23 protein-coding genes are annotated in these 26,242 nt (G+C 55.9%); 14 read left to right on the forward strand and 9 right to left on the reverse strand.

Annotated elements, in window-relative coordinates; all coding sequences use genetic code 11:
- Positions 1 to 298 precede the first annotated feature (298 nt).
- Positions 299 to 874, forward strand: a complete 576-nt coding sequence (locus NG99_RS20545) for a serine acetyltransferase (protein ID WP_034897095.1) — start codon at positions 299 to 301, stop codon at positions 872 to 874.
- Between the two features lie 272 nt (positions 875 to 1,146).
- Positions 1,147 to 2,097: a universal stress protein UspE gene (uspE, locus tag NG99_RS20550; protein ID WP_034897097.1), complete on the forward strand. Its 951-nt coding sequence runs from the start codon at positions 1,147 to 1,149 to the stop codon at positions 2,095 to 2,097.
- Between the two features lie 55 nt (positions 2,098 to 2,152).
- On the opposite strand, the gene pntB is transcribed toward uspE, so the two are convergent.
- Positions 2,153 to 3,541, reverse strand: a complete 1,389-nt coding sequence (pntB, locus tag NG99_RS20555; protein ID WP_034897100.1) for a Re/Si-specific NAD(P)(+) transhydrogenase subunit beta — start codon at positions 3,539 to 3,541, stop codon at positions 2,153 to 2,155.
- Between the two features lie 10 nt (positions 3,542 to 3,551).
- Positions 3,552 to 5,084 carry a Re/Si-specific NAD(P)(+) transhydrogenase subunit alpha gene (pntA, locus tag NG99_RS20560; protein ID WP_034897103.1) on the reverse strand — a complete coding sequence of 511 codons (1,533 nt, stop codon included), beginning with the start codon at positions 5,082 to 5,084 and terminating at the stop codon, positions 3,552 to 3,554.
- A gap of 518 nt (positions 5,085 to 5,602) precedes the next feature.
- On the opposite strand from pntA, the gene ydgH reads away from it, so the two are divergent.
- A complete protein-coding gene (gene ydgH, locus NG99_RS20565) occupies positions 5,603 to 6,553 on the forward strand; it encodes a DUF1471 family protein YdgH (protein ID WP_034897106.1) in 951 nt (316 codons plus the stop codon).
- A gap of 223 nt (positions 6,554 to 6,776) precedes the next feature.
- A complete protein-coding gene (locus NG99_RS20570) occupies positions 6,777 to 8,168 on the forward strand; it encodes a basic amino acid/polyamine antiporter (RefSeq protein ID WP_034897109.1) in 1,392 nt (463 codons plus the stop codon).
- Here NG99_RS20570 and NG99_RS20575 read toward each other — a convergent pair.
- Positions 8,165 to 8,578, reverse strand: coding sequence for a hypothetical protein (locus tag NG99_RS20575; protein WP_034897111.1), 414 nt, complete (start codon positions 8,576 to 8,578; stop codon positions 8,165 to 8,167). The two genes, NG99_RS20570 and NG99_RS20575, sit on opposite strands and share 4 nt — an antisense overlap.
- A gap of 174 nt (positions 8,579 to 8,752) precedes the next feature.
- Between NG99_RS20575 and rstA the strand changes: the two genes are divergently transcribed.
- The 6 genes from rstA to NG99_RS20600 all read left to right on the forward strand — a co-directional run bounded on the left by rstA (position 8,753) and on the right by NG99_RS20600 (position 14,072).
- Positions 8,753 to 9,484 (forward strand): two-component system response regulator RstA, encoded by a 732-nt coding sequence (rstA, locus tag NG99_RS20580; RefSeq protein WP_034897114.1) that lies wholly within the window; start codon positions 8,753 to 8,755, stop codon positions 9,482 to 9,484.
- Positions 9,481 to 10,782, forward strand: coding sequence for a two-component system sensor histidine kinase RstB (rstB, locus tag NG99_RS20585; protein ID WP_034897117.1), 1,302 nt, complete (start codon positions 9,481 to 9,483; stop codon positions 10,780 to 10,782). The genes rstA and rstB overlap by 4 nt, the downstream gene beginning before the upstream one ends.
- Before the next feature lie 28 nt (positions 10,783 to 10,810).
- Positions 10,811 to 12,301, forward strand: a complete 1,491-nt coding sequence (locus tag NG99_RS20590) for a carboxypeptidase M32 (protein ID WP_034897120.1) — start codon at positions 10,811 to 10,813, stop codon at positions 12,299 to 12,301.
- Positions 12,302 to 12,492: 191 nt separating this feature from the next.
- The gene (gene asr / locus NG99_RS20595) at positions 12,493 to 12,972 is read left to right on the forward strand and encodes an acid resistance repetitive basic protein Asr (protein ID WP_034897123.1); all 480 of its coding nucleotides are present in this window, start codon (positions 12,493 to 12,495) and stop codon (positions 12,970 to 12,972) included.
- Between the two features lie 89 nt (positions 12,973 to 13,061).
- A complete protein-coding gene (gene ydgU / locus NG99_RS30510; protein ID WP_456297743.1) occupies positions 13,062 to 13,142 on the forward strand; it encodes a small membrane protein YdgU in 81 nt (26 codons plus the stop codon).
- 114 nt (positions 13,143 to 13,256) lie between these two features.
- Entirely contained in the window at positions 13,257 to 14,072 is an 816-nt protein-coding gene (locus NG99_RS20600) for a trypsin-like serine peptidase (RefSeq protein ID WP_034897126.1), read from the forward strand.
- A gap of 33 nt (positions 14,073 to 14,105) precedes the next feature.
- On the opposite strand, the gene hrpA is transcribed toward NG99_RS20600, so the two are convergent.
- The gene (gene hrpA / locus NG99_RS20605) at positions 14,106 to 18,005 is read right to left on the reverse strand and encodes an ATP-dependent RNA helicase HrpA (protein WP_034897129.1); all 3,900 of its coding nucleotides are present in this window, start codon (positions 18,003 to 18,005) and stop codon (positions 14,106 to 14,108) included.
- 233 nt (positions 18,006 to 18,238) lie between these two features.
- Here hrpA and NG99_RS20610 point away from each other — a divergent pair, with 233 nt between their 5' ends.
- On the forward strand, positions 18,239 to 18,844 hold the full coding sequence (locus NG99_RS20610; RefSeq protein ID WP_034897132.1) for an FMN-dependent NADH-azoreductase: 606 nt from the start codon (positions 18,239 to 18,241) through the stop codon (positions 18,842 to 18,844).
- Positions 18,845 to 18,964: 120 nt separating this feature from the next.
- Here NG99_RS20610 and NG99_RS20615 read toward each other — a convergent pair whose 3' ends face one another.
- The 3 genes from NG99_RS20615 to NG99_RS20625 are packed head-to-tail and all read right to left on the reverse strand — an operon-like array spanning position 18,965 to position 22,119.
- A complete protein-coding gene (locus NG99_RS20615) occupies positions 18,965 to 19,294 on the reverse strand; it encodes a YdbL family protein (protein WP_034897135.1) in 330 nt (109 codons plus the stop codon).
- Positions 19,295 to 19,304: 10 nt separating this feature from the next.
- Positions 19,305 to 19,493, reverse strand: coding sequence for a YnbE family lipoprotein (locus NG99_RS20620; protein WP_034897137.1), 189 nt, complete (start codon positions 19,491 to 19,493; stop codon positions 19,305 to 19,307).
- Positions 19,480 to 22,119, reverse strand: coding sequence for a YdbH family protein (locus NG99_RS20625; protein WP_034897139.1), 2,640 nt, complete (start codon positions 22,117 to 22,119; stop codon positions 19,480 to 19,482). Before NG99_RS20625 ends, NG99_RS20620 begins: the two co-directional genes overlap by 14 nt.
- A 188-nt stretch (positions 22,120 to 22,307) precedes the next feature.
- Here NG99_RS20625 and NG99_RS20630 point away from each other — a divergent pair, with 188 nt between their 5' ends.
- Complete coding sequence (locus NG99_RS20630) at positions 22,308 to 23,300, forward strand: 2-hydroxyacid dehydrogenase (protein WP_034897141.1); 993 nt, start codon at positions 22,308 to 22,310, stop codon at positions 23,298 to 23,300.
- Between the two features lie 35 nt (positions 23,301 to 23,335).
- Here the strand turns inward: NG99_RS20630 and NG99_RS20635 are convergent, their stop codons facing one another.
- Positions 23,336 to 23,611, reverse strand: a complete 276-nt coding sequence (locus tag NG99_RS20635; protein WP_034897144.1) for a putative hemolysin — start codon at positions 23,609 to 23,611, stop codon at positions 23,336 to 23,338.
- 180 nt (positions 23,612 to 23,791) lie between these two features.
- Here NG99_RS20635 and NG99_RS20640 point away from each other — a divergent pair, with 180 nt between their 5' ends.
- Both NG99_RS20640 and NG99_RS20645 read left to right on the forward strand, forming a co-directional pair.
- On the forward strand, positions 23,792 to 24,448 hold the full coding sequence (locus NG99_RS20640) for an MgtC/SapB family protein (RefSeq protein ID WP_034897147.1): 657 nt from the start codon (positions 23,792 to 23,794) through the stop codon (positions 24,446 to 24,448).
- A gap of 57 nt (positions 24,449 to 24,505) precedes the next feature.
- Positions 24,506 to 24,793 (forward strand): putative quinol monooxygenase, encoded by a 288-nt coding sequence (locus NG99_RS20645; RefSeq protein ID WP_034897150.1) that lies wholly within the window; start codon positions 24,506 to 24,508, stop codon positions 24,791 to 24,793.
- Positions 24,794 to 24,856: 63 nt separating this feature from the next.
- On the opposite strand, the gene dbpA is transcribed toward NG99_RS20645, so the two are convergent.
- Positions 24,857 to 26,236 (reverse strand): ATP-dependent RNA helicase DbpA, encoded by a 1,380-nt coding sequence (gene dbpA, locus NG99_RS20650; RefSeq protein ID WP_034897153.1) that lies wholly within the window; start codon positions 26,234 to 26,236, stop codon positions 24,857 to 24,859.
- Positions 26,237 to 26,242: the final 6 nt, after the last annotated feature.

The raw sequence follows: 26,242 nt of genomic DNA on the forward strand, positions 1-26,242 counted from the left end.
GGTATCCACTTATTTTTCCAAGTGGATACCTCAGTGAGTGCTAAAGCACGATATTCACGTCAGCATGATGCCACGATCGGCAAAGTTTCTTTTATTTTAATAAATTATTCTTTTTTTTGTCTTTCATTCAAAAAATAGCTTCATAAAAAATATCAGATAATATCAATATAGGTCATTTCAACTGAGTGGATCTTATATATCTTTATTGATTATCATCATGGTTTATTTTGACGAGGCACTGTAACTTATGGTCAATCTATTAACAGTAACAACGCCTTTTTATAATACAGAATCATTGATGAAAACATCACAGCAGCATCATTTATCTCACCTGCATGAATGCCTTAGACGTGAGGTGATGTTGTCACAAAAGCCTTTTTCCTGGTCAAAAACGCTTCACAGAGCCGTTAAGTGTCATTCGCGAAGGTACAATTTTTGGTGGCGAATTGCTTCGTATTTATACAGTAAAAACAACATCATCCTGCGAGTCATTGCCCGCTACTTACAACGAAGCCTTATCGCCAAATACGGTACTGAAATCCAACTTGGCGCAACGATTGGTCCGGGCATGGTGGTTAGCCATCATCAGGGGATCGTCGTTAACGGTGCCAGCGTAATTGGACACTCTTTTCTCATCCGACAGAATGTGACCATTGGTATTTCTGGCCGCAATGTAAAGAATAAAAGTATAAAACCCTCGTTAATTATCGGTGACAATGTTTCAATTGGCGCAAATTCTTGCATCATCTCAGATGACATTGTTATTGGAAATAATGTCACCATCGGCGCACTGTCATTCATTAATAAAGATATTCCCTCTAATCACACGGTTTTCAGCGAAAAGAACACCCTGCTCATTGAGAAGCGTGATTAACCGTGGCTGGGGCCTTCATTGAAGCCCCAGCCTGCCTGTCATTTCGCACCCCGCGTGAGAGATCCTCGCTCCCTGAGCTACGTCACCGTTCACATCACTAAGCGGTGGATCTGGCGCCTGCCCATCAGCAGGCAAAACGTCTCATAAGCGCCAGAATTACCCGTGGCGATTCAATTTGTTATAATATTGATCCGTCTAAAACTTTTTCCTTCTTCAGCGGCCTCGATTGGGCTATCTTTAAGCTAACACGCTCAGCGTATGGAGATCCCTTTATGGCTAAGTATCAAAATATTCTCGTGGCTGTTGATCCTCAGCAAGATGACCAGCCTGCGCTCCGCCGCGCTGTGTATCTGAATCAACGCCTTGGCGGACGGATCACGGCTTTCCTGCCTATTTATGACTTCTCCTATGAAATGACCACCCTGCTTTCCCCTGATGAACGCACCACCATGCGTAAAGGCGTTGTCAGCCAGCGTACCGAATGGATCCGCGAGCAGGCCCAGTATTACCTGGATGCAGGCGTGGACATTGATATTAAGGTGATCTGGCATAACCGTCCTTACGAGGCGATTATTCAGGAAGTGCTCAACGGTCGCTACGACCTGGTGTTAAAAATGGCTCACCAGCACGATCGTTTACAGGCGGTAGTTTTTACCCCAACCGACTGGAATCTGCTGCGTAAGTGCCCTTGCCCGGTATGGATGGTGAAGGACCAGCCCTGGCCTGAAGGCGGTCGCGCTGTGGTGGCGGTAAACCTTGCCAGCGAAGAGCCGCATCACGATCCGCTGAATACCAAGCTGGTGAAAGAGACGCTGGAACTGGCTGAGATGGTTAACCATACTGAAGTTCATCTCGTTGGCGCCTACCCAATCACCCCGATCAACATTGCTATTGAGCTGCCTGACTTTGACCCCAGCGTTTACAACGACGCGATCCGCGGCCAGCATCTGCTGGCGATGAAGGCGCTGCGGCAGAAATTCAGCATCGATGAGAAGTTTACCCACGTAGACAAAGGGCTGCCTGAAGAGGTGATCCCGAGCCTGGCCGAGCATCTGGATGCTGGCGTGGTGGTGTTGGGCACGATTGGCCGAACCGGACTCTCTGCGGCCTTCCTCGGCAACACGGCTGAGCAGGTTATCGATCATCTGCGCTGCGATTTACTGGTCATTAAACCTGATGGTTTTACTTCGCCAATTGAGCGGGATGATGATGAGGACGATTAAGTCTGCCAGTGAATAGAGTAGCGGAGAAAGTCCTGCGACTCTCTCCGCTTCTTTTTTACAGTGCTTTCAGAATCGCATCGACAGTTGCTTTCGCATCGCCGAACAGCATCTGTGTGTTGTCCTTAAAGAACAGCGGGTTCTGCACGCCAGCGTAACCGGTATTCATTGATCGCTTGAACACCACCACGTTCTGGGCCTTCCACACTTCCAACACCGGCATGCCGGCAATTGGGCTACGCGGATCCTCCTGAGCTGCCGGGTTTACCGTATCGTTAGCGCCGATAACCAGCACCGTATCGGTGTCGCTGAAGTCCTCATTGATTTCATCCATTTCCAGCACGATATCGTAAGGCACGCGTGCCTCCGCCAGCAGTACGTTCATATGCCCCGGCAGGCGACCCGCAACGGGATGGATGCCAAAACGCACTTTGATGCCGCGAGCGCGCAGCTTCTCGGTGATCTCCGCTACCGGATACTGTGCCTGCGCCACCGCCATGCCGTAGCCTGGGGTTATGATCACCGAACTGGCGTTTTTCAGCAGTTCTGCCGTGCCCTGTGCATCGATCTCGCGATGTTCGCCGACCTCCTCCGTCTCGCCGGTAGAACTGCTGTCGGTGCCAAAGCCACCGGCGATCACGCTGACAAACGAACGGTTCATCGCCTTACACATTATGTAAGAGAGGATCGCACCGCTGGACCCGACCAGCGCCCCGGTGACGATCAGCAGGTCGTTGCTGAGCATAAAGCCCGCCGCCGCCGCCGCCCAGCCTGAGTAGGAGTTCAGCATTGAGACCACCACTGGCATATCCGCCCCGCCGATAGACGCCACCAGATGCCAGCCGAACGCCAGCGCAATCAGCGTCATAATCAGCAGAGCAAAGATCTGCACGCCGGTGCTGTCGGTACGAACAAAGGCAATCAGCAGGCACAGAGAGACCACCAGCGCCAGCAGGTTCAGCTTATGCCGGTGAGGCAACATCAAGGGACGCGAAGAGATTTTGCCGCGAAGTTTACCAAAGGCGACCAGCGAGCCGGTAAAGGTCACCGCACCGATAAAGATCCCAATGAATACCTCAGACAAATGGATGTTTTCCAGCACCGCATCCAGCCCTGGGCCATGGTCGAGATAGCTGTTAAAGCCCACCAGTACCGCTGCCATCCCCACAAAGCTGTGCAGCACGGCAACCAGCTCTGGCATTTCGGTCATTTCAACTTTCTTCGCCAGCCGGATACCGATGGTGCCGCCAATAACCATTGCCAGCAGCACCCAGCCAACGTTACCGCTGTCCGGGCCGAGCAAGGTCGCCAGTAGCGCAATAGCCATCCCGCTGATGCCGAACAGGTTGCCCTGCTTAGCCGTTTCGTGTTTCGCCAGCCCAGCCAGGCTGCATATAAAAAGAATTGCGGCAACAATGTATGCTGCAGTCACTAATCCGCCAGACATTGATTACCCCTTAGTTCTTACGAAACATTTTCAGCATACGCTGAGTCACGGTGAAACCACCGAAGATATTAATACTGGCGATCAGCACCGCGACAAAGGACAGGAAGCTAACCCAGCCGCCATGACCAATTTGCAGTACGGCGCCTACCACGATGATCCCTGAGATGGCGTTGGTCACCGACATCAGCGGCGTGTGCAGCGCATGGCTCACGTTCCAGACCACGTAGTACCCCACCACGCAGGAGAGCGCGAAAACGGTAAAATGCGAGAGGAAAGCAGGAGGAGCCACGTTAGCGAACCAGCCAAACAGGATAATAGCCAGCGCAAAAAGCGCGTATTTACGCCACGGCGAGGCCGGTATCTTTTCAACCGGCTCGGACGCTTTTGCCGCTGCCGGAGCCGCTTTCGGCGCGGCAGAGACCTGAATCGGCGGCGCAGGCCAGGTCACTTCACCGTCACGGATCACCGTTACGCCGCGAATAACCACGTCTTCGAAATCAACGGTGATTTCGCCGTTTTTCTCTTTGCACAGCAGCTTCAGCAGGTTGACCAGGTTGGTGCCGTAAAGCTGAGAAGACTGGGTCGGCAGGCGGCTTGGCAAATCGGTATAGCCGATAATCTTCACGCCGTTTTCGGTGATGGTAACCTGGTCGGCCACGGTCAGCTCGCAGTTACCGCCGGTCTGGGCTGCCAGATCGACGATCACGCTGCCCGGCTTCATCGAGGCCACCATTTCTGCGGTGATCAGTTTTGGCGCCGGGCGTCCTGGGATCAGCGCAGTAGTGACGATGATATCGACTTCCGCCGCCTGCGCGGCAAACAGCGCCATCTCTGCCTTAATAAAGGCTTCAGACATCACTTTTGCATAGCCGTCGCCGCTGCCCGCTTCCTCTTCAAAGTCCAGCTCCAGAAACTCGGCGCCCATACTTTGCACCTGCTCTTTCACTTCCGGGCGGGTGTCGAACGCGCGGACGATCGCGCCCAGGCTACCGGCTGCGCCGATAGCGGCAAGGCCAGCCACGCCAGCGCCAATCACCATCACTTTAGCCGGCGGAACCTTACCCGCTGCGGTGATCTGGCCGGTAAAGAAGCGGCCAAACTCGTGCGCGGCCTCAACGATGGCGCGATAGCCGGCAATGTTAGCCATGGAGCTCAGCGCATCAAGCGACTGCGCGCGTGAAATACGCGGCACGGCATCCATCGACATGACGGTCACTTTACGCGCCGCCAGTTTCTCCAGCAGCTCGGGATTCTGCGCTGGCCAGATAAAGCTCACCAGCGTGCTGCCCTCATGGGCCAGCGCAATCTCTTCATCTTCCGGCGCGTTGACCTTAAGAATGATATCCGACTGCCAGACGGTGGCCGTATCAACCAGCGTGGCCCCGGCGGCCTGGTAAGCTGCGTCATCAAAGCTGGCCAGTTTCCCCGCATCGCGCTCAATGGCGACGGTAAAACCCAGGGCTAAAAGCTGCTCTACCGTTTTAGGTGTCGCCGCCACTCGGGCTTCGTTGGGCAACCGCTCTTTGGTTATTCCAATTAGCATAGTATTCCCTTTCATCAGAGGTAAGATGATGGTTAGTCCTGACTGCGGTGGCCCGGATGACCGCCGCAGGATCTGTTTCAAACTGTTTATAACCTACTGAAAATATGTGCTGCGATCCAGCCACAGCAGGAGAGTTGCGTGCTTTTCATATAAAAATTCAGAGGCAAGTGGCAAAAGCACCACTTTGATACTGAATTTATTCGACAATAACGCATAATCTGCTAGCAAAAAAACAACATTTAACGATTAGTGAAATAGAAAAAACATTATTTAACAATGAATTAACGTAATAAGTGATATCAATAACCTGCTCAGGTGGTAAGCGGGGAGATAAAGCGGTAATTTAACAATTTTTTAATATCCTGCCGCTGGCTGGCCCCGACCGTTGACAACGATCGCTCAAAATGGCTGAGACAGCAGGCATTATTACATGCAATAATCGATTGCTAATCTGTTACACATCAAGAGTCCAGCACGTTTTCGTACTCATTTTTTGCGTAAGGCGAAGGATTATTTTTATGAAGCTGAAGAACACCATTCTGGCGTCAGCCCTGTTGTCACTCACATCATTATCCACGTATGCGGCGCAGGAGCTCTCTCCAGAAAAAGCAGCCGCGCTGAAACCGTTCGATCGTATTGCGATTTCAGGCCGCTTTAATGCGATTAACGATGCCAGCGCCGCTGTGTCTAAACGTGCCGATGAGATAGGCGCGGCTTCCTACTACATTCAGAGCATCAACGATAGCAACGGTAACGGCGGCAACTGGCGCGTGGTGGCGGACGTTTATCACGCCGACGCTCCTCAAGCCAGCGCCTCCGACGATCGTATTATCAATGGCATTCGCGAATTGAAGAAGGACGAGGCCTACAAGCTTGAACCTTACGACACGGTTTCCATCAGCGGTTTCTACCGCAGCCAGCCGGACGTGAATGACGCTATTACCAAAGCCGCGAAGGAAAAAGGCGCCGCGTCCTTCTATATTATCCGCCAGATCGATGCCAACAGCGGCGGCAACCAGTACATCACTGCCTACATCTATAAAGCGGATGCGCCGGAGCGTAAGGTGCAGTCCCCGAACCTGATCCCTGCGGATTCCGAAGCGGGTAAAGCCGCACTGGCAGCTGGCGGTGCAGAAGCGCGGAAGGTGCAAATCCCTGGCGTGGCGTCCTCAGAAACCCCAAGCAGAGGCGTAGGCCGTTTCTTTGAAACGCAAACCTCAACCGGCCAGCGTTACACCATCAAAACTCCAGACGGGAAAAGCGTGCAGGAAGTTAACGCCATCACTGCGGCTCAGATGCAGCCCTTCGACAGCGTGACCTTTACCGGCCACTTCGGCTCGCCAACGGAAGTGTCTGAGGCGGTAGGTCAGGCCGCCATCAAGAAAGGCGCCAAGTACTACCATGTGACGCGTCAATGGTCTAACCAGAGCGGCGGCAACCTTACCGTCTCCGCAGACCTGTTCAAGTAATCGCTAAAGGGACGGCCGCTGCCGTCCCTCTTCCCGCATAATCCCCGCCACTAATTTGCATAACCAGTCACAAACCTGCCTGTTCACATTGCATCTGCTGCGCTCACTCCGTAGAATCGCCGCCGGCTTCAGTGGTTCCCACCGATACACTGGCTAATTACGCGTATTAAACGCGAAGGTTTGCCGCCAGGCTGGCTTTTTATTCTGCTATCAGGACGTTCTTTTGGACAAAAAATTAGGCCTTACCGCCCTCACCGCACTGGTGCTCAGCTCAATGCTCGGCGCGGGTGTTTTCAGCCTGCCGCAGAATATGGCGGCGGTAGCCAGCCCGGCCGCGCTGTTGATTGGCTGGGCCATTACCGGTGTGGGGATCGTCCTGCTCTCGCTGGCGCTGCTGTTGCTGAGCCGCCTCAAGCCAGAGCTGGACGGCGGTATTTTCACCTACGCCAGGGCTGGGTTTGGTGAACTGGTGGGGTTCTGTTCGGCCTGGGGCTACTGGCTCTGCGCGGTGATTGCCAACGTCTCCTATCTGGTCATCGTTTTCTCAGCGCTGAGCTTCTTCACTGATTCACCGGGTCATGTGATATTTGGCGACGGTAACACCTGGCAGGCGGTACTTGGCGCCTCTGTGTTGCTGTGGCTGGTTCACTGGCTGGTACTGCGCGGCGTGCAGACGGCGGCCAGCATTAATCTGGTCGCCACGCTCGGCAAGCTGGCGCCTTTGGGCCTGTTTATCGTGCTGGCCGCGCTGGCGTTCAATTATCAGCGCTTCCATTTCGACTTCACCGGGCTGGCTCTGGGCACGCCTGTCTGGCAGCAGGTGAAAGACACCATGCTGATTACGCTGTGGGTGTTTATTGGCGTTGAGGGAGCCGTGGTGGTTTCCGCCCGCGCACGTAATAAGAAAGATGTCGGACGAGCCACCCTGCTGGCGGTAATTGCTGCGCTGGTCGTTTACCTGCTGGTTACCCTGCTCTCGCTGGGCATTGTGCCAAGGGCTGAACTGGCAGAAATGCGCAATCCTTCCATGGCCGGGCTGATGACCCGCCTGATCGGTTCCTGGGGCGATATGGTTATCGCCATCGGCCTGATAGTCTCAGTTTGCGGCGCCTATCTCAGTTGGACAATTATGGCGGCTGAAGTGCCGCTGCTGGCCGCAGAGCACGGTGCTTTTCCACGATCGCTGGCGAGGCAAAACGCGCGCGGCGCCCCTTCCGCCTCGCTGTGGCTTACCACGATCAGCGTGCAGGTATGCCTGATGCTAATCTGGCTGACCGGTTCAGACTACAGCACGCTGCTGACCATCGCTTCCGAGATGATCCTCGTTCCCTACCTGCTGGTGGGCGCCTACCTCTTTAAGGTGTCTCAGGCGATGAGTCGTCCCGTTGTGATGGCGGTTGCCTGCGGAGCTGGCGCTTATGGATTATGGCTGCTTTACGCTTCCGGCCCCCTGCACCTGCTGCTTTCGGTGGTGCTTTATGCACCCGGCATCGTGCTGTTTCTGTTTGCACGGCGCGGCGGACGAGGCAGCGAAAAGCTGAATACGCTAGAAAAAGCAACGATGGCACTGCTGGTGACGGGCGCGGCTCCGGCGCTGTGGCTGCTGATCCGCTAGTGCGAAAAAGCGGGGATGCTGATGGTTAACCGATCGTCATGCTGCTGAAGCGTCAGCGGCTTGACGTACTCGTGACGCACCAGCTCAAGCTGGCGATCCGAGAGCGGATAAGGCAACAAAATATCAAACTGCTCAATGCGTTGTTGTTCAGCCAGGGTTATCAATCGGGCAATGTTAATCTCGTCGCTGACCTGGGTAGAAATGATTTGTAACGCCAGCGCTTTCAGTCTTTCCGAGGGGACTTCCGGCAGGTTGCGGGAGTTTCTGGTCACCACGCCGAAGATCGGGATAACCCCGTAGATGGCATCCATAAAGCTCCAGCGCTTTTTGCAGGATGCAGAGAGAAAATCGATATAATTGAGGCAGATATAATCATTATGCCCGGCAGCAGCCAGCATTTTATCAGACACTCTGGTTCTCCTTTCACTCAAGATTATTCCCCTGAGCCGCCCCGGCAGCCCGGCGGCTATAATGGCATAATATAGGGTGCTTATACTATACATCTGGTGTTATTTAGCGGCGGGTAATAGTAGTTAAGTTTAACAAAGAGTAATCTTGCCGTTCCATTCAAGAAGAACGCCCCAATGAACAAAATTGTATTCGTTGAGGATGACCAGGACGTTGGCGAGCTGATTGCCGCCTACCTGAGTCGTCATGATATTGAAGTGATTGTAGAGAGCCGCGGCGATCGCGCGGAAGCGACTATCGCTGCCGCCAGGCCGGATCTGGTGATGCTGGACATTATGCTGCCGGGAAAAGATGGGATGACCTTGTGCCGGGATCTCCGAGCCGGACAGGCGTGGTCCGGTCCCATCGTCCTGCTGACTTCGCTGGACAGCGATATGAACCATATTCTTTCGCTGGAAATGGGCGCTAACGATTACATCCTGAAAACCACGCCCCCCGCCGTGCTGCTGGCAAGGCTGAGGCTGCATCTGCGCCAGGCTGGCAGCGGCAGTGGTCAGAACGATGAAATCGCGCCTAAGGTCGCAGGCCAGAACGCGCTGCGGTTTGGCACCCTGGCTATCGATCCGGTTAACCGCCAGGTGACGCTGGGAAGCGAGGTGATTGCCCTTTCCACGGCCGATTTTGATTTGCTGTGGGAGCTGGCAACCCATGCAGGATCGATCCTCAACCGGGACGCGCTGCTGAAGACATTACGCGGGGTCAGCTACGACGGCATGGATCGCAGTATTGACGTGGCCATTTCGCGGCTGCGCAAAAAGCTGCTGGACAGCGCCACCGAGCCCTATCGCATCAAAACCATTCGCAACAAAGGCTACCTGTTTGCACCACACGCCTGGGACGCTAAATGAAGAAGCTGTTTATTCAGTTTTACCTGCTGCTGTTCGTTTGCTTTCTGGTGATGGCGATGCTGGTTGGCCTGGTGTACAAGTTCACCGCCGAGCGTGCCGGACGCCAGTCGATGGACGATCTGATGAAAAGTTCGCTCTATCTGATGCGCAGCGAGCTGCGTGAAATCCCGCCTCGCGACTGGAATAAAACCATTGATAACCTGGATCTGAACCTGTCGTTCAAGCTGCACATTGAGCCAATGAGCAACTATCAGCTGGACCCGGTCACCCTCCACCGCCTGCGCGCGGGCGAGATTGTGGCGCTGGAGGATGAGTACACTTTCCTCCAGCACATTCCCCGCAGCCATTACGTGCTGGCCGTCGGACCAATCCCCTATCTGTTCTTCCTGCACGAGATGCGCATCCTTGATATCGCGCTGCTGGCCTTTATCGGTATTTCGCTGGCGCTGCCGGTCTTTATCTGGATGCGCCCGCACTGGAAGGACATGCTGAGGCTGGAGACAGCCGCCCAGCGCTTCGGTCAGGGGCACCTAAATGAACGTATTCATTTTGACAGCACCTCCAGCCTGCTGCGTCTTGGCGTCGCCTTTAACCAGATGGCGGATAATATCAACACGCTGGTCGCCAGTAAGAAACAGCTGATTGACGGCATCGCGCACGAGCTGAGAACGCCGCTGGTGCGACTGCGCTATCGCCTGGAGATGAGCGATAACCTGACCGACGCCGAAGCGTCGGCACTGAACCGGGATATTGGTCAGCTGGAGGCGTTGATTGAAGAGCTGTTAACCTATGCCCGACTCGACCGCCCGAAAGTCGATCTGAACCTGCAATCGCTGGATCTGGCCGGGTGGCTACAGGAGCGGATGGAGGATATGCGCTCTGTGCAGCCGGATTTCGATATTCAGCTGGATATGCCCCAGCGGCAGAATTACGGCGTGGCGGATACCCGGCTGATGGAGAGAGTGCTCGACAACCTGGTAAACAATGCGCTGCGCTACGCCAGCCAGCGTCTGCGCGTTGGGCTGTGGTTTGACGGCAACATGGCCTGCCTGCAGGTCGAGGACGACGGACCGGGCATTCCGCCTGACGAACGCGAGCGCGTGTTTGAGCCTTTTGTTCGTCTGGACCCCAGCCGCGATCGTGCGACCGGCGGCTGCGGCCTTGGGCTGGCGATTGTCCACTCTATCGCCCAGGCGTTTGGCGGCTACGTACTGATTGATGCCAGCCCGCTTGGCGGCGCCAGCGTTCGCTTTTGCTGGCCAGTTAATTTACCTTTAACTTCTCAACGCGTTTCCTGACGGCGCGTCACTTATTTAAGGGAACTTTATGTCATCTGCCTACGAGAATTTAACCCGCACCTTTACCCGCCTCTCCCGTTTCAGCCATCTTTCCGCCATCAGCGGTTGGGACATGATGACCATGATGCCCCCAGGAGGCAGCGCGGCGCGCGGTGCGGCCCTTGCCGAACTGAGCGTACTACAGCACGAGATCCTGACGGCGAAGGAGGTCGGTCAGTGGCTGGACCAGGCCGCTCAGGACCCGCTTAATGATGTTGAGCGCGCCAATCTGGACGAGATGCGCCGGGCCTGGCAGCAGGCCGCCCTGCTGCCAGCGTCGCTGGTCGAGGCCAAATCGATTGCCGGTTCCCGCTGTGAACACGCCTGGCGTCAGCAGCGCCCGGTTAATGACTGGCAGGGGTTTGCGGAAAACCTGAAAGAGGTGGTGAAGCTGAGCCGTCAGGAAGCCGAGATCCGCGCCCAGGCCAACGGCTGCTCGCGGTATGACGCGCTGCTGGATATCTTTGAGCCAGGCATGACCAGCGAGAAGCTGGATAAGACCTTCGGCGAGATCAAACAGTGGCTGCCTTCTTTGCTGCAACGCATTGTTGAGAAACAGGCTCAGGAAACGGTGGATGTGCCGGTCGGCCCATTTGCCATCGAATCGCAAAAGCAGCTCAGCCTGGCGGTGATGAAGCAGCTCGGCTTTGACTTCAACGCCGGTCGCCTTGACGTCAGCGCGCATCCTTTCTGCGGCGGCGTGCCGGAGGACGTGCGCATCACCACGCGTTACAACGAGAACGAATTTATCAGCGCCATGATGGGCGTTATCCATGAAACGGGCCATGCGCGCTATGAGCAAAATCTGCCGAAACAGTGGGCAGGCCAACCGGTTTCCCACGCGCGCTCTACCGCTATTCACGAATCGCAGAGCCTGTTCTTTGAGAAACAGCTGGGGCGCAGCGCTGACTTTCTCAGCCTGCTGCTGCCGCAGGTTAAGCTGCTGATCGGCGACGGGCCAGCGCTGGATGAGTCGAATTTTATCGCCCTCAACCAGCGGGTGAAACCGGGTCTGATCCGCGTTGATGCCGACGAGGTAAGCTATCCGGCGCATATCATTCTGCGTTACGAAATCGAACGGGCGCTGATCGCCGGTGATATTGACGTCGACGATATTCCGGCGCTGTGGCAGGAAAAAATGCAGTCGCTGCTCGGAATGGATACCACCGGCAACTATCGCGACGGCTGTATGCAGGATATCCACTGGACCGACGGCGCGTTTGGCTACTTCCCCACCTATACGCTGGGCGCGATGTACGCCGCGCAGCTGTTCCAGGGGATGAAGAAGGCGCTGCCTCAGGTCAACGATCTGCTGCGTAGGGGAAATCTGGAGCCGGTCTTCGACTGGCTGCGACAGAACATCTGGCAGCACGGCAGTCGCTTCAGCACCCGCCAGCTGATTGAGAACGCTACCGGCGAAGATCTCAATCCGGCATACTTCCGTCAGCACCTTGAAAACCGTTATCTGAACGGCCTCTGATCCTGTGCAACATTGCGGCCGTTCAGTGTTAAAACCAGCGGCCGCCACCTCCTTTTTTCTACAGAATCGTTCGTACAATCCGTTACATGCCGATACCAATCACTCACTGAAAGCCCTTCCTGCTTCTCATATAGTGGCTTCACCGGCCCCGCAGTGGGCTGACACATGAACTAAAATTTGAGGGTTTTGCAATGAAAAAATTATTTGCTCTGGTTGTAGCCGCTGCTATGGGTCTGTCTTCAGTTGCTTTTGCCGCTGATACCACCGCCGCGCCAGCCACTACGCCTGCTGCTACTACTGCGGCTCCTGCTAAAGCTACCACGACTAAGCACCACAAAAAACATAAGAAAGCGACCGTACAGAAAGCTCAGGCTGCCAAGAAAGTGCACCACAAGAAAGTCGCTAAGAAACCAGTAGCTCAGAAAGCTCAGGCTGCTAAAAAAGTGCACCACAAGAAAGTCGCTAAGAAACCAGTAGCTCAGAAAGCCCAGGCTGCTAAAAAAGTACACCACAAGAAAGTCGCTAAGAAGCCAGTAGCTCAGATAGCTCAGGCTGCTAAAAAAGTGCATCACAAGAAAGTTGCTAAGAAGCCAGTAGCTCAGAAAGCCCAGGCTGCTAAAAAAGTGCATCACAAGAAAGTGACCAAGAAAGCCGCTGCGCCTAAAGCGTAATTTATGAAGTGGGGGCCTTGCTTCCCTCATCATGGTTCAACTCAAACACCCGGATCTTTCCGGGTGTTTCTTTCCTGGAGTATCGGATGATGGTGCGTCGCTATTTATTCGAAATTATCCTGGGCTGTATGATCATTTGCGGCGTGATTGCCGTCAGCTTCTACCTGTAGTTTTTGTAGCGTGCTGATATTCCGAATTAAACTCCCTTTTTTACGACGATCCGTCTATAGTTATTATCACGCCGTGGTTAACCCCTATTTTTTATTCTCCACTCAGAGAGAAACATGCGCCTGACAGCTGTATTTTTGATCGGATGTTTAGCTTTTTCGTTGTATGCCCACGCGGATGATGATGATGAAAGCCCGAGCGCGGCCGACGTCAAAACACTCTTCTTTGGTAAGGACGATCGTAAAGCGGTGGCGGATACCGCCAGCCAGCCCTGGGAAGCGATTGGTCAGCTGGAAACGGCGAGCGGCAACCTTTGTAGCGCAACCCTCATCTCCGCTCACCTGGTGTTAACCGCAGGGCACTGCCTGCTGGCGCCGCCAGGCAAAATTGACCAGGCTGTCGCCCTGCGGTTTATTGCCAACGGCAAGGGCCGCTGGCGCTACGATATTCATGATATTGAAACCCGTGTTGATCCCGAGCTGGGTAAAAAGCTCAAGGCCGACGGTGACGGCTGGATCGTGCCCTCTTCCGCCGCGCCCTACGACTATGGTCTGATCATCTTACGCAATCCCCCTTCGGGTATTACGCCGATCCCACTGTTCGACGGCAGCCGCGGTGATTTAACGGCCGCGCTGAAGGTGCAGGACCGCAAAGTGACGCAGGCTGGGTATCCGCTGGATCACCTCGATACGCTCTACTCTCACAGCGATTGCCTGGTCACCGGCTGGGCGCAGAAAGGCGTGCTGTCGCACCAGTGCGACACGCTCCCCGGCGATAGCGGCTCGCCGCTGCTGCTTCAGGTCGATCGTGCGTGGCAGCTGATCGCCGTACAGAGCTCGGCTCCGGCGGCTAAAGATCGCTATCAGGCGGATAACCGCGCCATTGCCGTTACCGCTTTCCGCGACAATCTGGAAGCGCTGGCGCAAGAATAAAAAAGACGGACGGCTTTACGCCGTCCTGCTTTGTTAGCTCACGATCTCATCCATCGCCTGCTGGATACGCTTCTCCGATATCGGATAGGGCGTGCCAAGCTGCTGGGCAAAATAGCTTACCCGCAGCTCCTCAATCATCCAGCGCACGTCCTTCACGTCCTCATCCTCCCGTCGCACCGGCGGCAGCCTGGTGAACCAGACGTTCCAGGCCTGCTGGATAGCCTCAACTTTCAACATTCTGGCGCGATCGCTGTGCGGATCGACCGGCAGTTTCTCCAGACGGCGCTCAATTGCCTGCAAATAACGTATGGTATCCGACAGGCGCTTCCAGCCGTTCTGCGTGACGAAGCCACGGTAAACCAGTCCGCTCATCTGCGCCTTAATATCAGACAGCCCCAGCGCCATGGTCATATCCACCCGGCCTTTCAGCCTTTTGTTAATCGCAAACACCGAGCTCAGGATCTGCTCCACCTTCTGCGCAATGTCCACCACCGTGTCGTTCAGCTCCGCCCTCACCTTGTCATGCAGCCTGGCGTAGCCTTCTTCCAGCCAGCTCGGGCCGCCGTGTTCGGCAATCAGCTTGTCCACGCCGCAGGCAATGCAGTCGTCAATCAGATCCAGCACCTTGCCGTAAGGGTTGAAATAGAGCCCCAGCTTGGCCTTGTTCGGCAGCTTCTCATGCAGGTATTTTATTGGCGACGGAATATTCAGCAGCAGCAGGCGTCGTTGTCCCTGCCACATCGCCTTTTGCTGCTCATGCTGCGTGTCGAACAGGCGGATCGCCACGCTGTCTTTCTCATCCACCAGCGCAGGCCAGGCCTTCACGCTGTAGTTGCCGCGCTTTTGTTCGAAGTGATCGGGCAAATCGCCAAAGCTCCAGATATGCAGGCCGCTTTGCTCCAGCCCGTCATCCGCCACCAGCGACAGCGTTTGCTGGACTTTATCTTTCAGCTGTAGCTTAAGCCCGGCAAGGTCGCGTCCTTCATTCAGTTTGCGGTTCTTTTCATCGACCACCCGATAAGTGATTTTAAGATGATCGGGCACCTGATCCCACTGCCACGCTTCGCGGTCAATGGTTATGCCGGTCATTCTGCGGAATTCGCGTTCCAGCGCTTCCAGCAGCGGCAGTTCCAGCGGCGTTACGCGCCCCAGGAAAGCATCGGCATAGTTGGGCGCAGGCACCAGATTACGGCGCACCGGCTTCGGTAACGATTTGATCAGCGCAATAACCAGCTCGCGCCGGATGCCGGGGATCTGCCACTCGAACCCTTTTTCTTCTACCTGGTTCAGCAGCGGCAGCGGAATGTGCACCGTCACGCCATCGGCGTCGGTTCCCGGCTCAAACTGATAGCTGAGGCGCAGCTTCAGGTTGCCCTGCTGCCAGAAGTTGGGATAGTCGAGTTGACTAACGTGGTTTGCCCCCTCTTTGATCAGCATCTCTTTAGCAAAGTTAAGCAGTTCCGGCTGCTCGCGGCCGGTTTGCTTCCACCAGCTGTCGAAATGGCGTGCCGAAACAATCTCCTGCGGAATGCGCCGATCGTAGAAGGTAAACAGCGTCTCATCGTCCACGAGGATATCGCGGCGGCGCGACTTATGCTCCAGCTCCTCAACTTCTTCACGCAGTTTAAGGTTAGCGCGGAAGAAAGCATGGCGCGTCTGCCAGTCGCCCTCAACCAGCGCGTGGCGGATAAACAGCTCGCGCGACAAAGCGGGATCGATCTGACCGTAATTCACTTTTCGCGCAGCAACAATCGGCAGCCCATAAAGGGTCACTTTTTCGCTGGCCATCACCGCCCCCTGGGCTTTTTCCCAGTGCGGCTCGCTGTAGCTGCGTTTAATCAGATGCTGTGCTACCGGCTCAATCCATTCAGGATCGATGCGGGCGGCAATGCGCCCCCACAGGCGGCTGGTTTCCACCAGTTCGGCGACAATAGTCCATTTAGGCGGCTTTTTGAACAGGCCGGAGCCGGGAAAAATCGAGAAGCGCGCGTTGCGTGCGCCAGTGAATTCCTGCTTGTCGGCATCTTTCTGCCCAATGTGGGAGAGCAGGCCAGTCATCAGTGCCGTATGCACGCCACGGAAATCCGCCGGTTCGCTGTTCAACGGGATGCCCTGCTCACGGACCACCTGGCGAAGCTGGGTATAGATATCCTGCCATTCCCGCACCCGGAGGTAGTTCAAAAATTCCATTTTACACAGCCGGCGGAACTGGCTGGAGGACAGCGCTTTCTGCTGCTCCTGCAAATAGTCCCAGAGATTGACGAACGACAGGAAGTCTGACTCCTTGTCGGCAAAGCGACGGTGCTTTTCGTCAGAGGCCTGCTGCTTATCTACCGGCCGCTCACGCGGGTCCTGGATAGAGAGCGCGGCGGTGATGATCATCACTTCACGCATACAGGCATAGCGCTGGGCTTCCAACACCATTTTTGCCAGCCGCGGGTCGACCGGAAGCTGAGCCAGCGAGCGGCCGGAAGAGGTCAGCTTGTAGTGCTGGTTTTCGCCCTGAGTGATAGCGCCCAGCTCTTCAAGCAGCTTCACGCCGTCCTGAATGTTGCGCTTATCCGGCGCTTCCACAAAGGGGAAAGCGCTGATATCGCCCAGCCCCAGCGCGGTCATCTGCAAAATGACCGAAGCCAGGTTGGTACGCAGAATTTCCGGATCGGTAAACTCAGGGCGTCCGAGGAAGTCCTGTTCTGAATAAAGCCGGATACAGATCCCTTCAGAGACGCGGCCGCAGCGGCCTTTGCGCTGGTTGGCGGAGGCCTGAGAAACCGGCTCAATCGGCAGGCGCTGCACTTTAGTACGGAAGCTGTAGCGACTGACGCGGGCCGTCCCCGGATCGATCACGTACTTTATCCCCGGCACCGTAAGCGAGGTTTCCGCGACGTTGGTCGCCAGCACAATCCGGCGGCCGGTATGGGACTGAAACACGCGGTTCTGTTCGGCATTTGACAGCCGCGCGTACAGCGGCAGAATTTCCGTGTGGGCCAGATCGCGACGGTTCAGCGCATCGGCGGTGTCGCGGATTTCCCGCTCGCCGCTCATAAAGATCAGGATGTCGCCCCGGCTCTCGTGACCCAGCTCGTCTACCGCATCAAAAATGGCCTGAAGCTGATCGCGGTCGGTATCGTCGGCCTCTTCCACTACCGGCCGGTAGCGAACCTCCACCGGATAAGTTCTTCCGGACACTTCAATTACCGGCGCGTTGTGAAAATGTCTGGAAAAACGCTGCGGATCGATAGTCGCCGAGGTGATGATCACTTTAAGGTCCGGGCGACGCGGCAGCAGCTCGCGCAGGTAGCCCAGTAAGAAGTCGATGTTCAGGCTGCGTTCGTGGGCTTCATCAATGATGATGGTGTCGTACTGCATCAGCAGGCGATCCTGCTGGATCTCAGCCAGCAGAATGCCGTCGGTCATCAGCTTCACCTGGGTGGTTTCGCTAACCTGATCGTTAAAGCGCACCTTATAACCAATGCTGCCGCCCAGGCTGGTTTTCAGCTCATCGGCAATACGGTCAGCCACCGTACGCGCCGCCAGACGCCTTGGCTGGGTGTGGCCGATTAGCCCGGTAATCCCTCTGCCCAGCTCCAGACAGATTTTGGGAAGCTGAGTGGTTTTACCTGAGCCGGTTTCCCCGGCAACAATCACCACCTGATGGTCACGGATCGCGTCGGCGATATCCTGCTTCTTCTGGCTGACCGGTAAATTTTCCGGGTAGCTGATGGTCGGCGTCGCCGCCCGGCGCGAGGCAACCCGCTGCTCAGCAAGATTAATTTCTGCAGCCAGCTCCTCCGCAATCGCCTGAAGCGCGGCGGGCTTGCTCACTTTTTTGGCCCCGTGCAGCCGCTTTTGCAGACGCTGGCGGTCGCGCAGCATCAGCGACTCCAGGCGTGGAAAGAGTGCGGCAAGAGGGGATTGTGGTGTCGTCGACATAGGCTAATAAGCTCGCTAACTGCCGTCATTACGGCAAACAACAGATGATTTGGATGAATAAAATTTTGCGTAGTGTAGCACAGACAACCACTTAGCCGGGGAACCAGTCAGGTAAGCTTGTTCAGTAATTTCGAACATAGGCCTCAGAATATTGCGCTATCACTGAGGAATATTTCCCCCTAAAGTGTAAATCATTGAGCGGAACCCCTTTCGCAATCACACAGGAAATTATCATGAGCAAAGTTTTAGTTCTGAAATCCAGTATTCTGGCCGGTTACTCTCAGTCAAATCAGCTGGTCGATCACTTTGTTAAAGAGTGGAAAGCCGCTCACGGTGGCAGCGACATTACCGTTCGCGACCTGGCTGCTAATCCAATTCCGGTACTGGATGGAGAACTGGTAGGTGCGCTGCGCCCTTCCGATGCTACCCTGACCCCGCGTCAGCAGGAAGCGCTGGACCTGTCCAATGAGCTGATTGCTGAATTACAGGCGCATGACACCATTGTTATTGCGGCACCAATGTACAATTTCAACATCCCTACCCAGCTGAAAAACTACTTTGACCTGGTTGCCCGCGCTGGCGTGACCTTCCGCTACAGCGAGAATGGCCCTGAAGGCCTGGTCACCGGAAAGAAAGTGGTAGTGATTTCAAGCCGTGGCGGCGTGCATAAAGATACCCCAAGCGACCTGCTGACCCCTTACCTGAAACTGTTCCTTGGTTTCCTGGGCATGACAGACGTCAAGTTTGTCTTCGCGGAAGGCATCGCTTACGGCCCGGAAGTGGCTACCAAAGCGGCTAACGACGCTAAAGAAGTGCTGAATCAGATCGTTGCTGCTTAACACAGCGGTATTTAGCATCGGAAATGCTCAGCGCTATAGCTGAGTGAACCGAAAAGAGTGTAAAAGGGTTTATGCGTACGCATAAACCCTTTTTTTATGGCCGCGCAAGCTGGCCGCCGTTTACGGATCTTTCTTCATCCATTGCCCGTTGATGCCACGAACATATTGCCCGGCAGCCGCCGCGCGCTCAATCAGCTTCTGTCCCGCAATTCTTCCGACTTCTGCGACGGTGGTGTTGTTGCGCTGAGCCAGCGCCTGATACTGCTGCTGCCGCCCCTGATTAATGCGTTCAACCAGCGCCTGGGTTTCGCTGTCCTGAGCGCGCGCCGAGATATAGCCGGACAACGTTTCGCCAACCCGCCCCTGCTGGCGCGCCTCATCCAGCGTCAGCGCCATCGCGGCCGGCGACAGCAACAGCAGGCACAGCGCGATGCTTTTCATCTGCTTCATAGTCTTCTCCTCAGAACAGACCGCTCTGGTTTTTTAACAGCGCCTCGACGTCTTTATCGACCTTAATATGAATTTCATGCTCAATCTTAACGTTCATATTGATGGTGATCGGCTCTTTCGGCGCGGCGACTTCAATACGCGGCACGCAGCCGCTAAGCAGCAGTATTCCGGCAGGCATCAGCAGGCTAATGCTTTTCATGGGAGTTTTCCTTTTTAGTCGGCAGCGCGGCATTTTGCTCTACCCAGGATTGCAAATTATCGCCAAAGCGCAGGCTGCGCCACAGCTGAAAGAGATTTTCCTGCTGCGTATAGTTCAGCGTCACGCGCTGATCCTTATCGCTAAAGCGGCTGGTGCCGTTGACCTGCGCTTTCATGGTCATCGCGCCCAGATTATCAATGTCGATCGTCGCCCAGCTGTGGGAAATTTCCATATAGCGCAGCCAGTCCATCGCCGCGCCGGCGGCAATATTGCCGCTGGCAATCGCATCGGCAAAATCTTTGTCCAGCCGCACCGTCAGCGGACCGCTATTGGCTATCCATCCGTCCTTGATCAGCCAGCGGGAGTTGTTCAGCCATAGCGGCAGCGCGCCGTTGATGTGACCGGACATCGCGATCTGCTTCGGCTTCATCGCCGTTACCAGTTCACTCATGCTGATGTTGTTTAGCCGCAGCGTGGCGGCTTCCTTCTGCGGCATTTGCAGGCTTTCCAGCCTCAGCTGCCCGCCCAGCACCTCAACCGCCACGTTGCTTAGCCGCAGAGGCTGAACGTCGTTCCACGGATACCAGCCCTGTAAATCGGCCGTGATATTGTGCATGGCAAACTGGTTACTGACCTCTTTAATGCGCAGTGAAACCGGCCCTTTGGCGCCGAAATACCACTGCTGCGCCTTCAGGCGGAACGGCAGGGAAAAATCAATTCCGTTGATTTCGTTATCGGGCATCCAGACGCTGCCGTTGCTGACCACCCAATGTCCTCCGGCCTCGAAACCCTGGTTGGTAGCGGCGGAGAAGGCGACCTGCGCTTTTAGCGTGCCGCCCTGAATTTTCATCTTCAGATCGTCGCTGAGCAGCGGCTGGAAGACCGAAAGCGACTGTTGGGGCCACCAGGCCTGGCCGCGCAGCCGTTGACCATCCCAGCGCCCCTGCACGCGAACCGGTCCGATAGCCTGCGCCTGAAGCGTGCCGTTATAGATAAAGGCAGAAGGATCGTGGCCTTTCAGCGCCAGCGTCAGTGCGGAAGGTGGAAGGTAGCCGCCGCTGCTAAAACGGGTCTGCTGAGCATTGAGGCGTAGCTTGCCCGCAAAAGAAGGGTTGGCGTCATCCCGTTGCCAGCTTATGGGCGCTTCCAGCGTCAGGCGAGGAGCCTGAACGTTGACGCTGCCATAGCTGATTTTGTCAAAACCGGTAGAAAGCGAGGAGAGTTCGATCAGCTGATCCTCCCAGCGCCCTCGCCCGTTAACATCCCATTTAGCGGAGAGCGGCGTCAGATAACCTTCCCCCCAGTATCGCCATCGCCACTGCCCTTTGTCCGGCCAGAAATCGCTGGCGCGACCGTCCATGTGCAGCCTGAATCGCCCCATCTGCGTTTCATGGGCGGTGAGGATCGCCTGAAGGCGTCCATCAACGCCGGCGGAGGAAACGGTCACGCCCGCCAGCGGCCAGCGCGCCTCGTCGACTTCCAGCGTGGAAAGTAACCTTCCGCGCATACGCAGCAGTGCGCCGGGCTTAAGCAGCAGTTGGGGGTCCAGCAGCGGTCCCTGAATCTCGCCAGGCAGCCCGGCGTAAAATTGTAGCTGAGCAAGTTTGCTCTCGCCCGTTAAGCGAAACGGCAGCTGGCTGTTGTTCCAGTCCAGGTGGCCCGGTCCTAAGGTCAATACCACGTTGCCCTTGCCGCCTCGTCCCTGTGTCAACACGTTCAGCCGCCCGCTAACTTCCGCCCTCGGGATCCCCTGCTGCCAGTCGTTAACGGTCAGGTTTACCCCGCCGGATAGCGGCTGTGCCGCATAGGGCCAGCGCCACTGTCCCTGTTGAATAAGTATTTGTCGATCTGATAGCTGCCACGGCAAGGTGGCCAGCGGAATGTCATCGCCCTGCTGATGAACCACCAGTTGCCCCTGCTGTTTCTGCCAGTCGAGGTTAATTTTAAGCGGTGCGGGAACGCCCTGAAGGGTCATGTCGCCAGTAAGTTTTCCCGCCTCCGGCAGCGCATCAGGAATGGCGGGCAGACTAAGCGTACCGGCAATCACGATCGGATCGGCTACGCCAGGCGCGTTAAGTTTGAGGGCCTGAATAGTCAGCTCTTGTCCACGAAGCTCACCTTCCAGCGAGAGATTCTGACTGTTATAGCGAAGGATTTGCCGGTTCTCGTCCAGGTTTAACGTCAGCGTACCGGCCCACGTCTGCCAGGGATCAATGGATAGCCTGCCGATGGACAGATCAACCGGCGGCAGCATTGCCTGCCACTCGGCGATCGAGCGAGGCGCGCTGGTTTGTTCGCTCGCGGGGAGTTTGCTGGCGCAGGGGGTGGCGATATTCACGCGCGCAGCGTTCAGCCTCCAGCGCCCCGCCACACGTCCCAGCGCCAGCTCCTGAACCGTTGCCAGCTCGCAGTCAGCCGCCAGGTAGCGAATAGCGGGCAGAACAAGCTCGCCAGAGTGCCAGCGGGGACGACCGTCCAGCGCCAGCGTTGTCCCGGCGGGAAGCCACAGCCCTGCCAGCCTGGGTAGCCAGTGGGTTACGGTCAGCAGCAGGCTGGCAAGGAGTAGCAGAACGGCCAGCACAGCCGCCGCAGCCACCCTCCAGCCGCGTGAGAGGCCAGTCAACATTCAGTTCCATCCGTGAATATCATTAGGGAAATGATGGCACGGAATGGCATAAGGGAGAAGTTTTTAACGAATATTCAACGTATTCCGCTGGAATTTTCACCGCCTGCCCCGTCGCTATCGCCGCTTGTTGAGAATTATTGTTACTATGGTGGCAGCAGCATCCCTTTTACGATCACAGGAGAGAGATCATGAAACTTGCGGTGTACAGTACCAAGCAGTACGACCGGAAATATCTTGAGCAGGTGAATAAAGACTACGGCTTTGAACTGGAGTTTTTTGATTTCCTGCTGACCGAGCGCACGGCGAAAACGGCGGAGGGCTGCGACGGTGTCTGCATTTTTGTCAATGACGACGGTAGCCGCGCCGTGCTGCAAGCGCTGGCGGATTTGGGCATCAAATTTGTCGCGCTGCGCTGCGCCGGGTTTAATAACGTTGATCTGGACGCCGCCAAAGCGCTGGGACTCAAAGTTGTGCGCGTCCCCGCCTACTCTCCTGAAGCCGTTGCCGAGCACGCCGTTGGCATGATGATGACGCTAAACCGCCATATCCACCGGGCTTACCAGCGCACGCGCGAGGCCAACTTTTCGCTTGAAGGGCTGATCGGCTTCAATATGCACGGCCGCACGGCCGGCGTTGTGGGAACGGGGAAAATTGGCCTCGCTACGCTGCGTATTTTGAAAGGTTTCGGTATGCGGCAGCTGGCCTTCGATCCCTGGCCGAACCCGCAGGTGCTGGAGCTGGGCGCGGAATACGTCGACATCAAAACGTTATTTCAGCAAGCGGATGTGATTTCACTGCACTGCCCGCTGACGCCGGAGAACCACCACCTGCTGAATATGTCGGCATTTGAGCAAATGAAAGACGGTGTGATGATCATTAACACCAGCCGCGGCGGATTAATTGACTCTAAGGCGGCCATTGATGCGCTTAAGCAGCAAAAAATTGGCGCGCTGGGGATGGACGTGTATGAAAACGAGCGCGATTTGTTCTTTGAGGACAAATCTAACGAAGTGATTCAGGATGATATTTTCCGCCGCCTCTCATCCTGCCATAACGTCCTGTTTACCGGACACCAGGCCTTCCTGACCGCCGAAGCGCTGACCAGTATTGGTGAGACTACGCTGGAAAACCTTAAGCAATTAACCAATAATCAGCCCTGCCCGAACGAGCTGACTGCATAATTATTGTCATGCTAACCGGTCATAATCTGACCGGTTCAGCGTGCGCAGGTGCCGCTTGCCAGCGCATTTTCACTACAGCGGCGGCCGTTAGCCATCTGGCACATGCCGACGGAGCTGCCGTCCAGCTGGCGCGATAAGGCCAGCGTGCCTCCGGCGTTTGCACAGGTACTGGCGGCAAACTCCGACATCACCACTCTTGGCATGACGTGCGCACTGGTAGCCTGCTGCGGCGGTTCGTTGTCGGCTTCGCTACTGCTACAGGCTGACAGCAACAGCGCACAGCCAGCAAGCAGAAAGGTCACTGCTTTCATTGGTTCTCCGGGGATGATAACTATGCAGAAAGCCAGCATAAGCTACGATTTGAGGCGGGTCGAGAGCTGTCACGAATATTTACCAAATTAAAATGAAAGAAATAGCAATAGCCTGTCGTCTCATTTTATAACCAAACGAGGTTTTCTGCTAAAAGTCACCCGAAATCAAAAGGATAATTTATGTTAATGGATCTTCTGCTGCGAATAGCCCTGGCGGGCGCGTTAGGCGGTCTGATTGGCCTGGAACGCCAGCTGCGGGCAAAAGAAGCCGGTTTGCGCACCCATATCCTAGTAGGCTTAGGCAGCGCAATGTTTATGATCGTGTCAAAATATGGCTTTGACGATATCCTGTCGCAGACGCATATTGGCCTGGACCCTAGCCGTATTGCCGCTCAGGTTGTCAGCGGCATGGGCTTTTTAGGCGCCGGCACCATCATTATCCAAAAACAGGTGGTCAAAGGCCTGACCACGGCGGCCGGTCTCTGGGTCACTGCCGCTATCGGCCTGGTCATTGGTAGCGGCCTGTATGAAATTGGCATCTACGGCACCCTGCTGGCGCTGATCGTACTGGAGACGTTTCGCCGCATCAGCCACTGGCTTATTGGTCGCCATTACACGCTTATCTTCCACCTCAAGCCCAAAAGCGTGCCGCTGGTGCTTATTGCGCTTGAGAAGGAACATGTTCGCACCGGGCAGGTCTCAGTAGTGAACCGCGATCAAGAGTCAGGAATGTGCGAAATGCTGATCGAGGTGACCATGTCTCGCAAGGTCGCCCAGCATCAAATTTATGATGCACTGCTGGAGATAAAAGGCGTCCAGTCAGTTGAGATGCAGTAAGGTATTCGGGGCGGGTTTTCCGGCCTGATGTGCAAGGTAAACAGTAAGGAGAAGTGGATGACAGATAAAAATATCCCCATCGTGGCGAAGTTCACTGCCAGCCCCGGTAAAGCGGACGAGTTGAAAAAGGTGCTGAATAACGGCGTGAAGCCTGCGCGTGCTGAAGCGGGCTGTCTGCATTACGATCTTTATCGCAGCGTGGAGGACGGCAACGTTTTCCTGTTCCATGAAACCTGGCGCAATGAACAGGCCGTCGAGATCCACGGCGACCAGCCGCACTTCAAAACCATGATGGCCGACGCCGAACCGCTGCTGGCTCAGCCGCCGGAAATTCATAAATTCTGAACTAAGTTCAGGAAGAAAGGCCAGATTATCTGGCCTTTCTTTGACTCCTTAGCCCGCGACGGTCTACTTAAGCAAACGCGCCCGGCAGGACTTACCTTTAATCTTTACCTGCTGCAACTGCTTCACGACCTGGCGCGCGCGCTCCTGACGGATAGCTACGTAAGCCTGAGTTGGGGCAATATCAATTTTGCCGATCAGATCGCCGCTTAACCCGCCCTCACCGGTCAACGCACCCAGAATATCGCCAGGGCGGATTTTCGCCTTGCGGCCACCGTCCAGGCTCAGCGTTGCCATCTCTGCGGGCAGCGGTTGCGCCGCCACGGATTTCAGGGCGGATACGCTGCCCCAGTTCAGCTTCATCTGCAAAAAATCTTCCAGCGCATGAGCGCGTACCATCTCGTCAGGGGCGACAAAACTGATCGCGCACCCTTCTGCCCCGGCGCGCGCCGTGCGTCCTATGCGGTGAACGTGGACTTCCGGGTCGAAGGAGAGCTGATAGTTGACCACCATCGCCAGCGCTTTAATGTCCAGACCTCGAGCCGCAACGTCGGTGGCAACCAGTACGCGACAGCTGCCGTTGGCAAACTGAATCAACACCTGATCACGATCGCGCTGTTCTAAATCGCCGTGCAGCGCCAGCGCGCTGATGCGGCTAGTTTCCAGCGCATGGGCCACATCGTCGCATTCGCGTTTTGTATTGCAGAACACGACGCAGGAGGCAGGCTGGCGCTCGCTCAGCAGGCCGACCAGCGCGGTGAGCTTCTCACGCGGACCGGCCTCGTAAAATTGCTGTTCAATGGCCGGTAAATCCGAGACAACGTCGGTTTCAACCGTTAGCGGCTCGCGCTGAATCTTCTTGCTGATCTGCGCAATATCCTGTGGCCAGGTGGCGGAAAAAAGCAAAGTCTGGCGCGACGATGGACAGTGCCCGATGATCGCATCGATATCCTCACGGAAACCCATTTCCAGCATCCTGTCAGCCTCATCGAGTACCAGCGTCGTGATACTGTTCAGCTTCAGGGTTTCACGCTTGAGGTGATCAAGGATACGCCCTGGCGTCCCAACCACGATATGCGGGGCATGAGCTAACGAATCGCGCTGAGCGCCCATTGGCTGTCCGCCGCACAGGGTCAGTATTTTGATGTTGGCGGTAAAGCGGGCCAGACGGCGCAGCTCTTTCGCCACCTGATCGGCCAGCTCACGCGTGGGGCAAAGCACCAGCGACTGCGTCACAAACTGCGTGGCATCAATGCGATTCAGCACGCCAAGGCCAAACGCGGCCGTTTTACCGCTGCCGGTTTTAGCCTGCGCGCGAACGTCTTTCCCCTCCAGAATGGCGGGCAGTGCTGCTGCCTGGACTGGGGTCATAGTGTGGTAGCCCAGCTCGTTCAGATTGGCGATCTGGCTGGCTGGCAGGGATGTCAGGGTTGCAAAAGCGGTCACGAATTA

The organism is Erwinia typographi, assembly GCF_000773975.1.
GTDB classification, from domain to species: Bacteria; Pseudomonadota; Gammaproteobacteria; order Enterobacterales; family Enterobacteriaceae; genus Erwinia; species Erwinia typographi.

Coding starts and splice junctions, on each gene's coding strand:
- NG99_RS20545 (WP_034897095.1), top strand. CDS start 299: ATGAAAACATCACAGCAGCATCATTTATCTCACCTGCATGAATGCCTT.
- uspE (WP_034897097.1), top strand. CDS start 1,147: ATGGCTAAGTATCAAAATATTCTCGTGGCTGTTGATCCTCAGCAAGAT.
- pntB (WP_034897100.1), bottom strand. CDS start 3,541: ATGTCTGGCGGATTAGTGACTGCAGCATACATTGTTGCCGCAATTCTT.
- pntA (WP_034897103.1), bottom strand. CDS start 5,084: ATGCTAATTGGAATAACCAAAGAGCGGTTGCCCAACGAAGCCCGAGTG.
- ydgH (WP_034897106.1), top strand. CDS start 5,603: ATGAAGCTGAAGAACACCATTCTGGCGTCAGCCCTGTTGTCACTCACA.
- rstA (WP_034897114.1), top strand. CDS start 8,753: ATGAACAAAATTGTATTCGTTGAGGATGACCAGGACGTTGGCGAGCTG.
- rstB (WP_034897117.1), top strand. CDS start 9,481: ATGAAGAAGCTGTTTATTCAGTTTTACCTGCTGCTGTTCGTTTGCTTT.
- NG99_RS20590 (WP_034897120.1), top strand. CDS start 10,811: ATGTCATCTGCCTACGAGAATTTAACCCGCACCTTTACCCGCCTCTCC.
- asr (WP_034897123.1), top strand. CDS start 12,493: ATGAAAAAATTATTTGCTCTGGTTGTAGCCGCTGCTATGGGTCTGTCT.
- ydgU (WP_456297743.1), top strand. CDS start 13,062: ATGGTGCGTCGCTATTTATTCGAAATTATCCTGGGCTGTATGATCATT.
- NG99_RS20600 (WP_034897126.1), top strand. CDS start 13,257: ATGCGCCTGACAGCTGTATTTTTGATCGGATGTTTAGCTTTTTCGTTG.
- hrpA (WP_034897129.1), bottom strand. CDS start 18,005: ATGTCGACGACACCACAATCCCCTCTTGCCGCACTCTTTCCACGCCTG.
- NG99_RS20610 (WP_034897132.1), top strand. CDS start 18,239: ATGAGCAAAGTTTTAGTTCTGAAATCCAGTATTCTGGCCGGTTACTCT.
- NG99_RS20615 (WP_034897135.1), bottom strand. CDS start 19,294: ATGAAGCAGATGAAAAGCATCGCGCTGTGCCTGCTGTTGCTGTCGCCG.
- NG99_RS20620 (WP_034897137.1), bottom strand. CDS start 19,493: ATGAAAAGCATTAGCCTGCTGATGCCTGCCGGAATACTGCTGCTTAGC.
- NG99_RS20625 (WP_034897139.1), bottom strand. CDS start 22,119: ATGTTGACTGGCCTCTCACGCGGCTGGAGGGTGGCTGCGGCGGCTGTG.
- NG99_RS20630 (WP_034897141.1), top strand. CDS start 22,308: ATGAAACTTGCGGTGTACAGTACCAAGCAGTACGACCGGAAATATCTT.
- NG99_RS20635 (WP_034897144.1), bottom strand. CDS start 23,611: ATGAAAGCAGTGACCTTTCTGCTTGCTGGCTGTGCGCTGTTGCTGTCA.
- NG99_RS20640 (WP_034897147.1), top strand. CDS start 23,792: ATGTTAATGGATCTTCTGCTGCGAATAGCCCTGGCGGGCGCGTTAGGC.
- NG99_RS20645 (WP_034897150.1), top strand. CDS start 24,506: ATGACAGATAAAAATATCCCCATCGTGGCGAAGTTCACTGCCAGCCCC.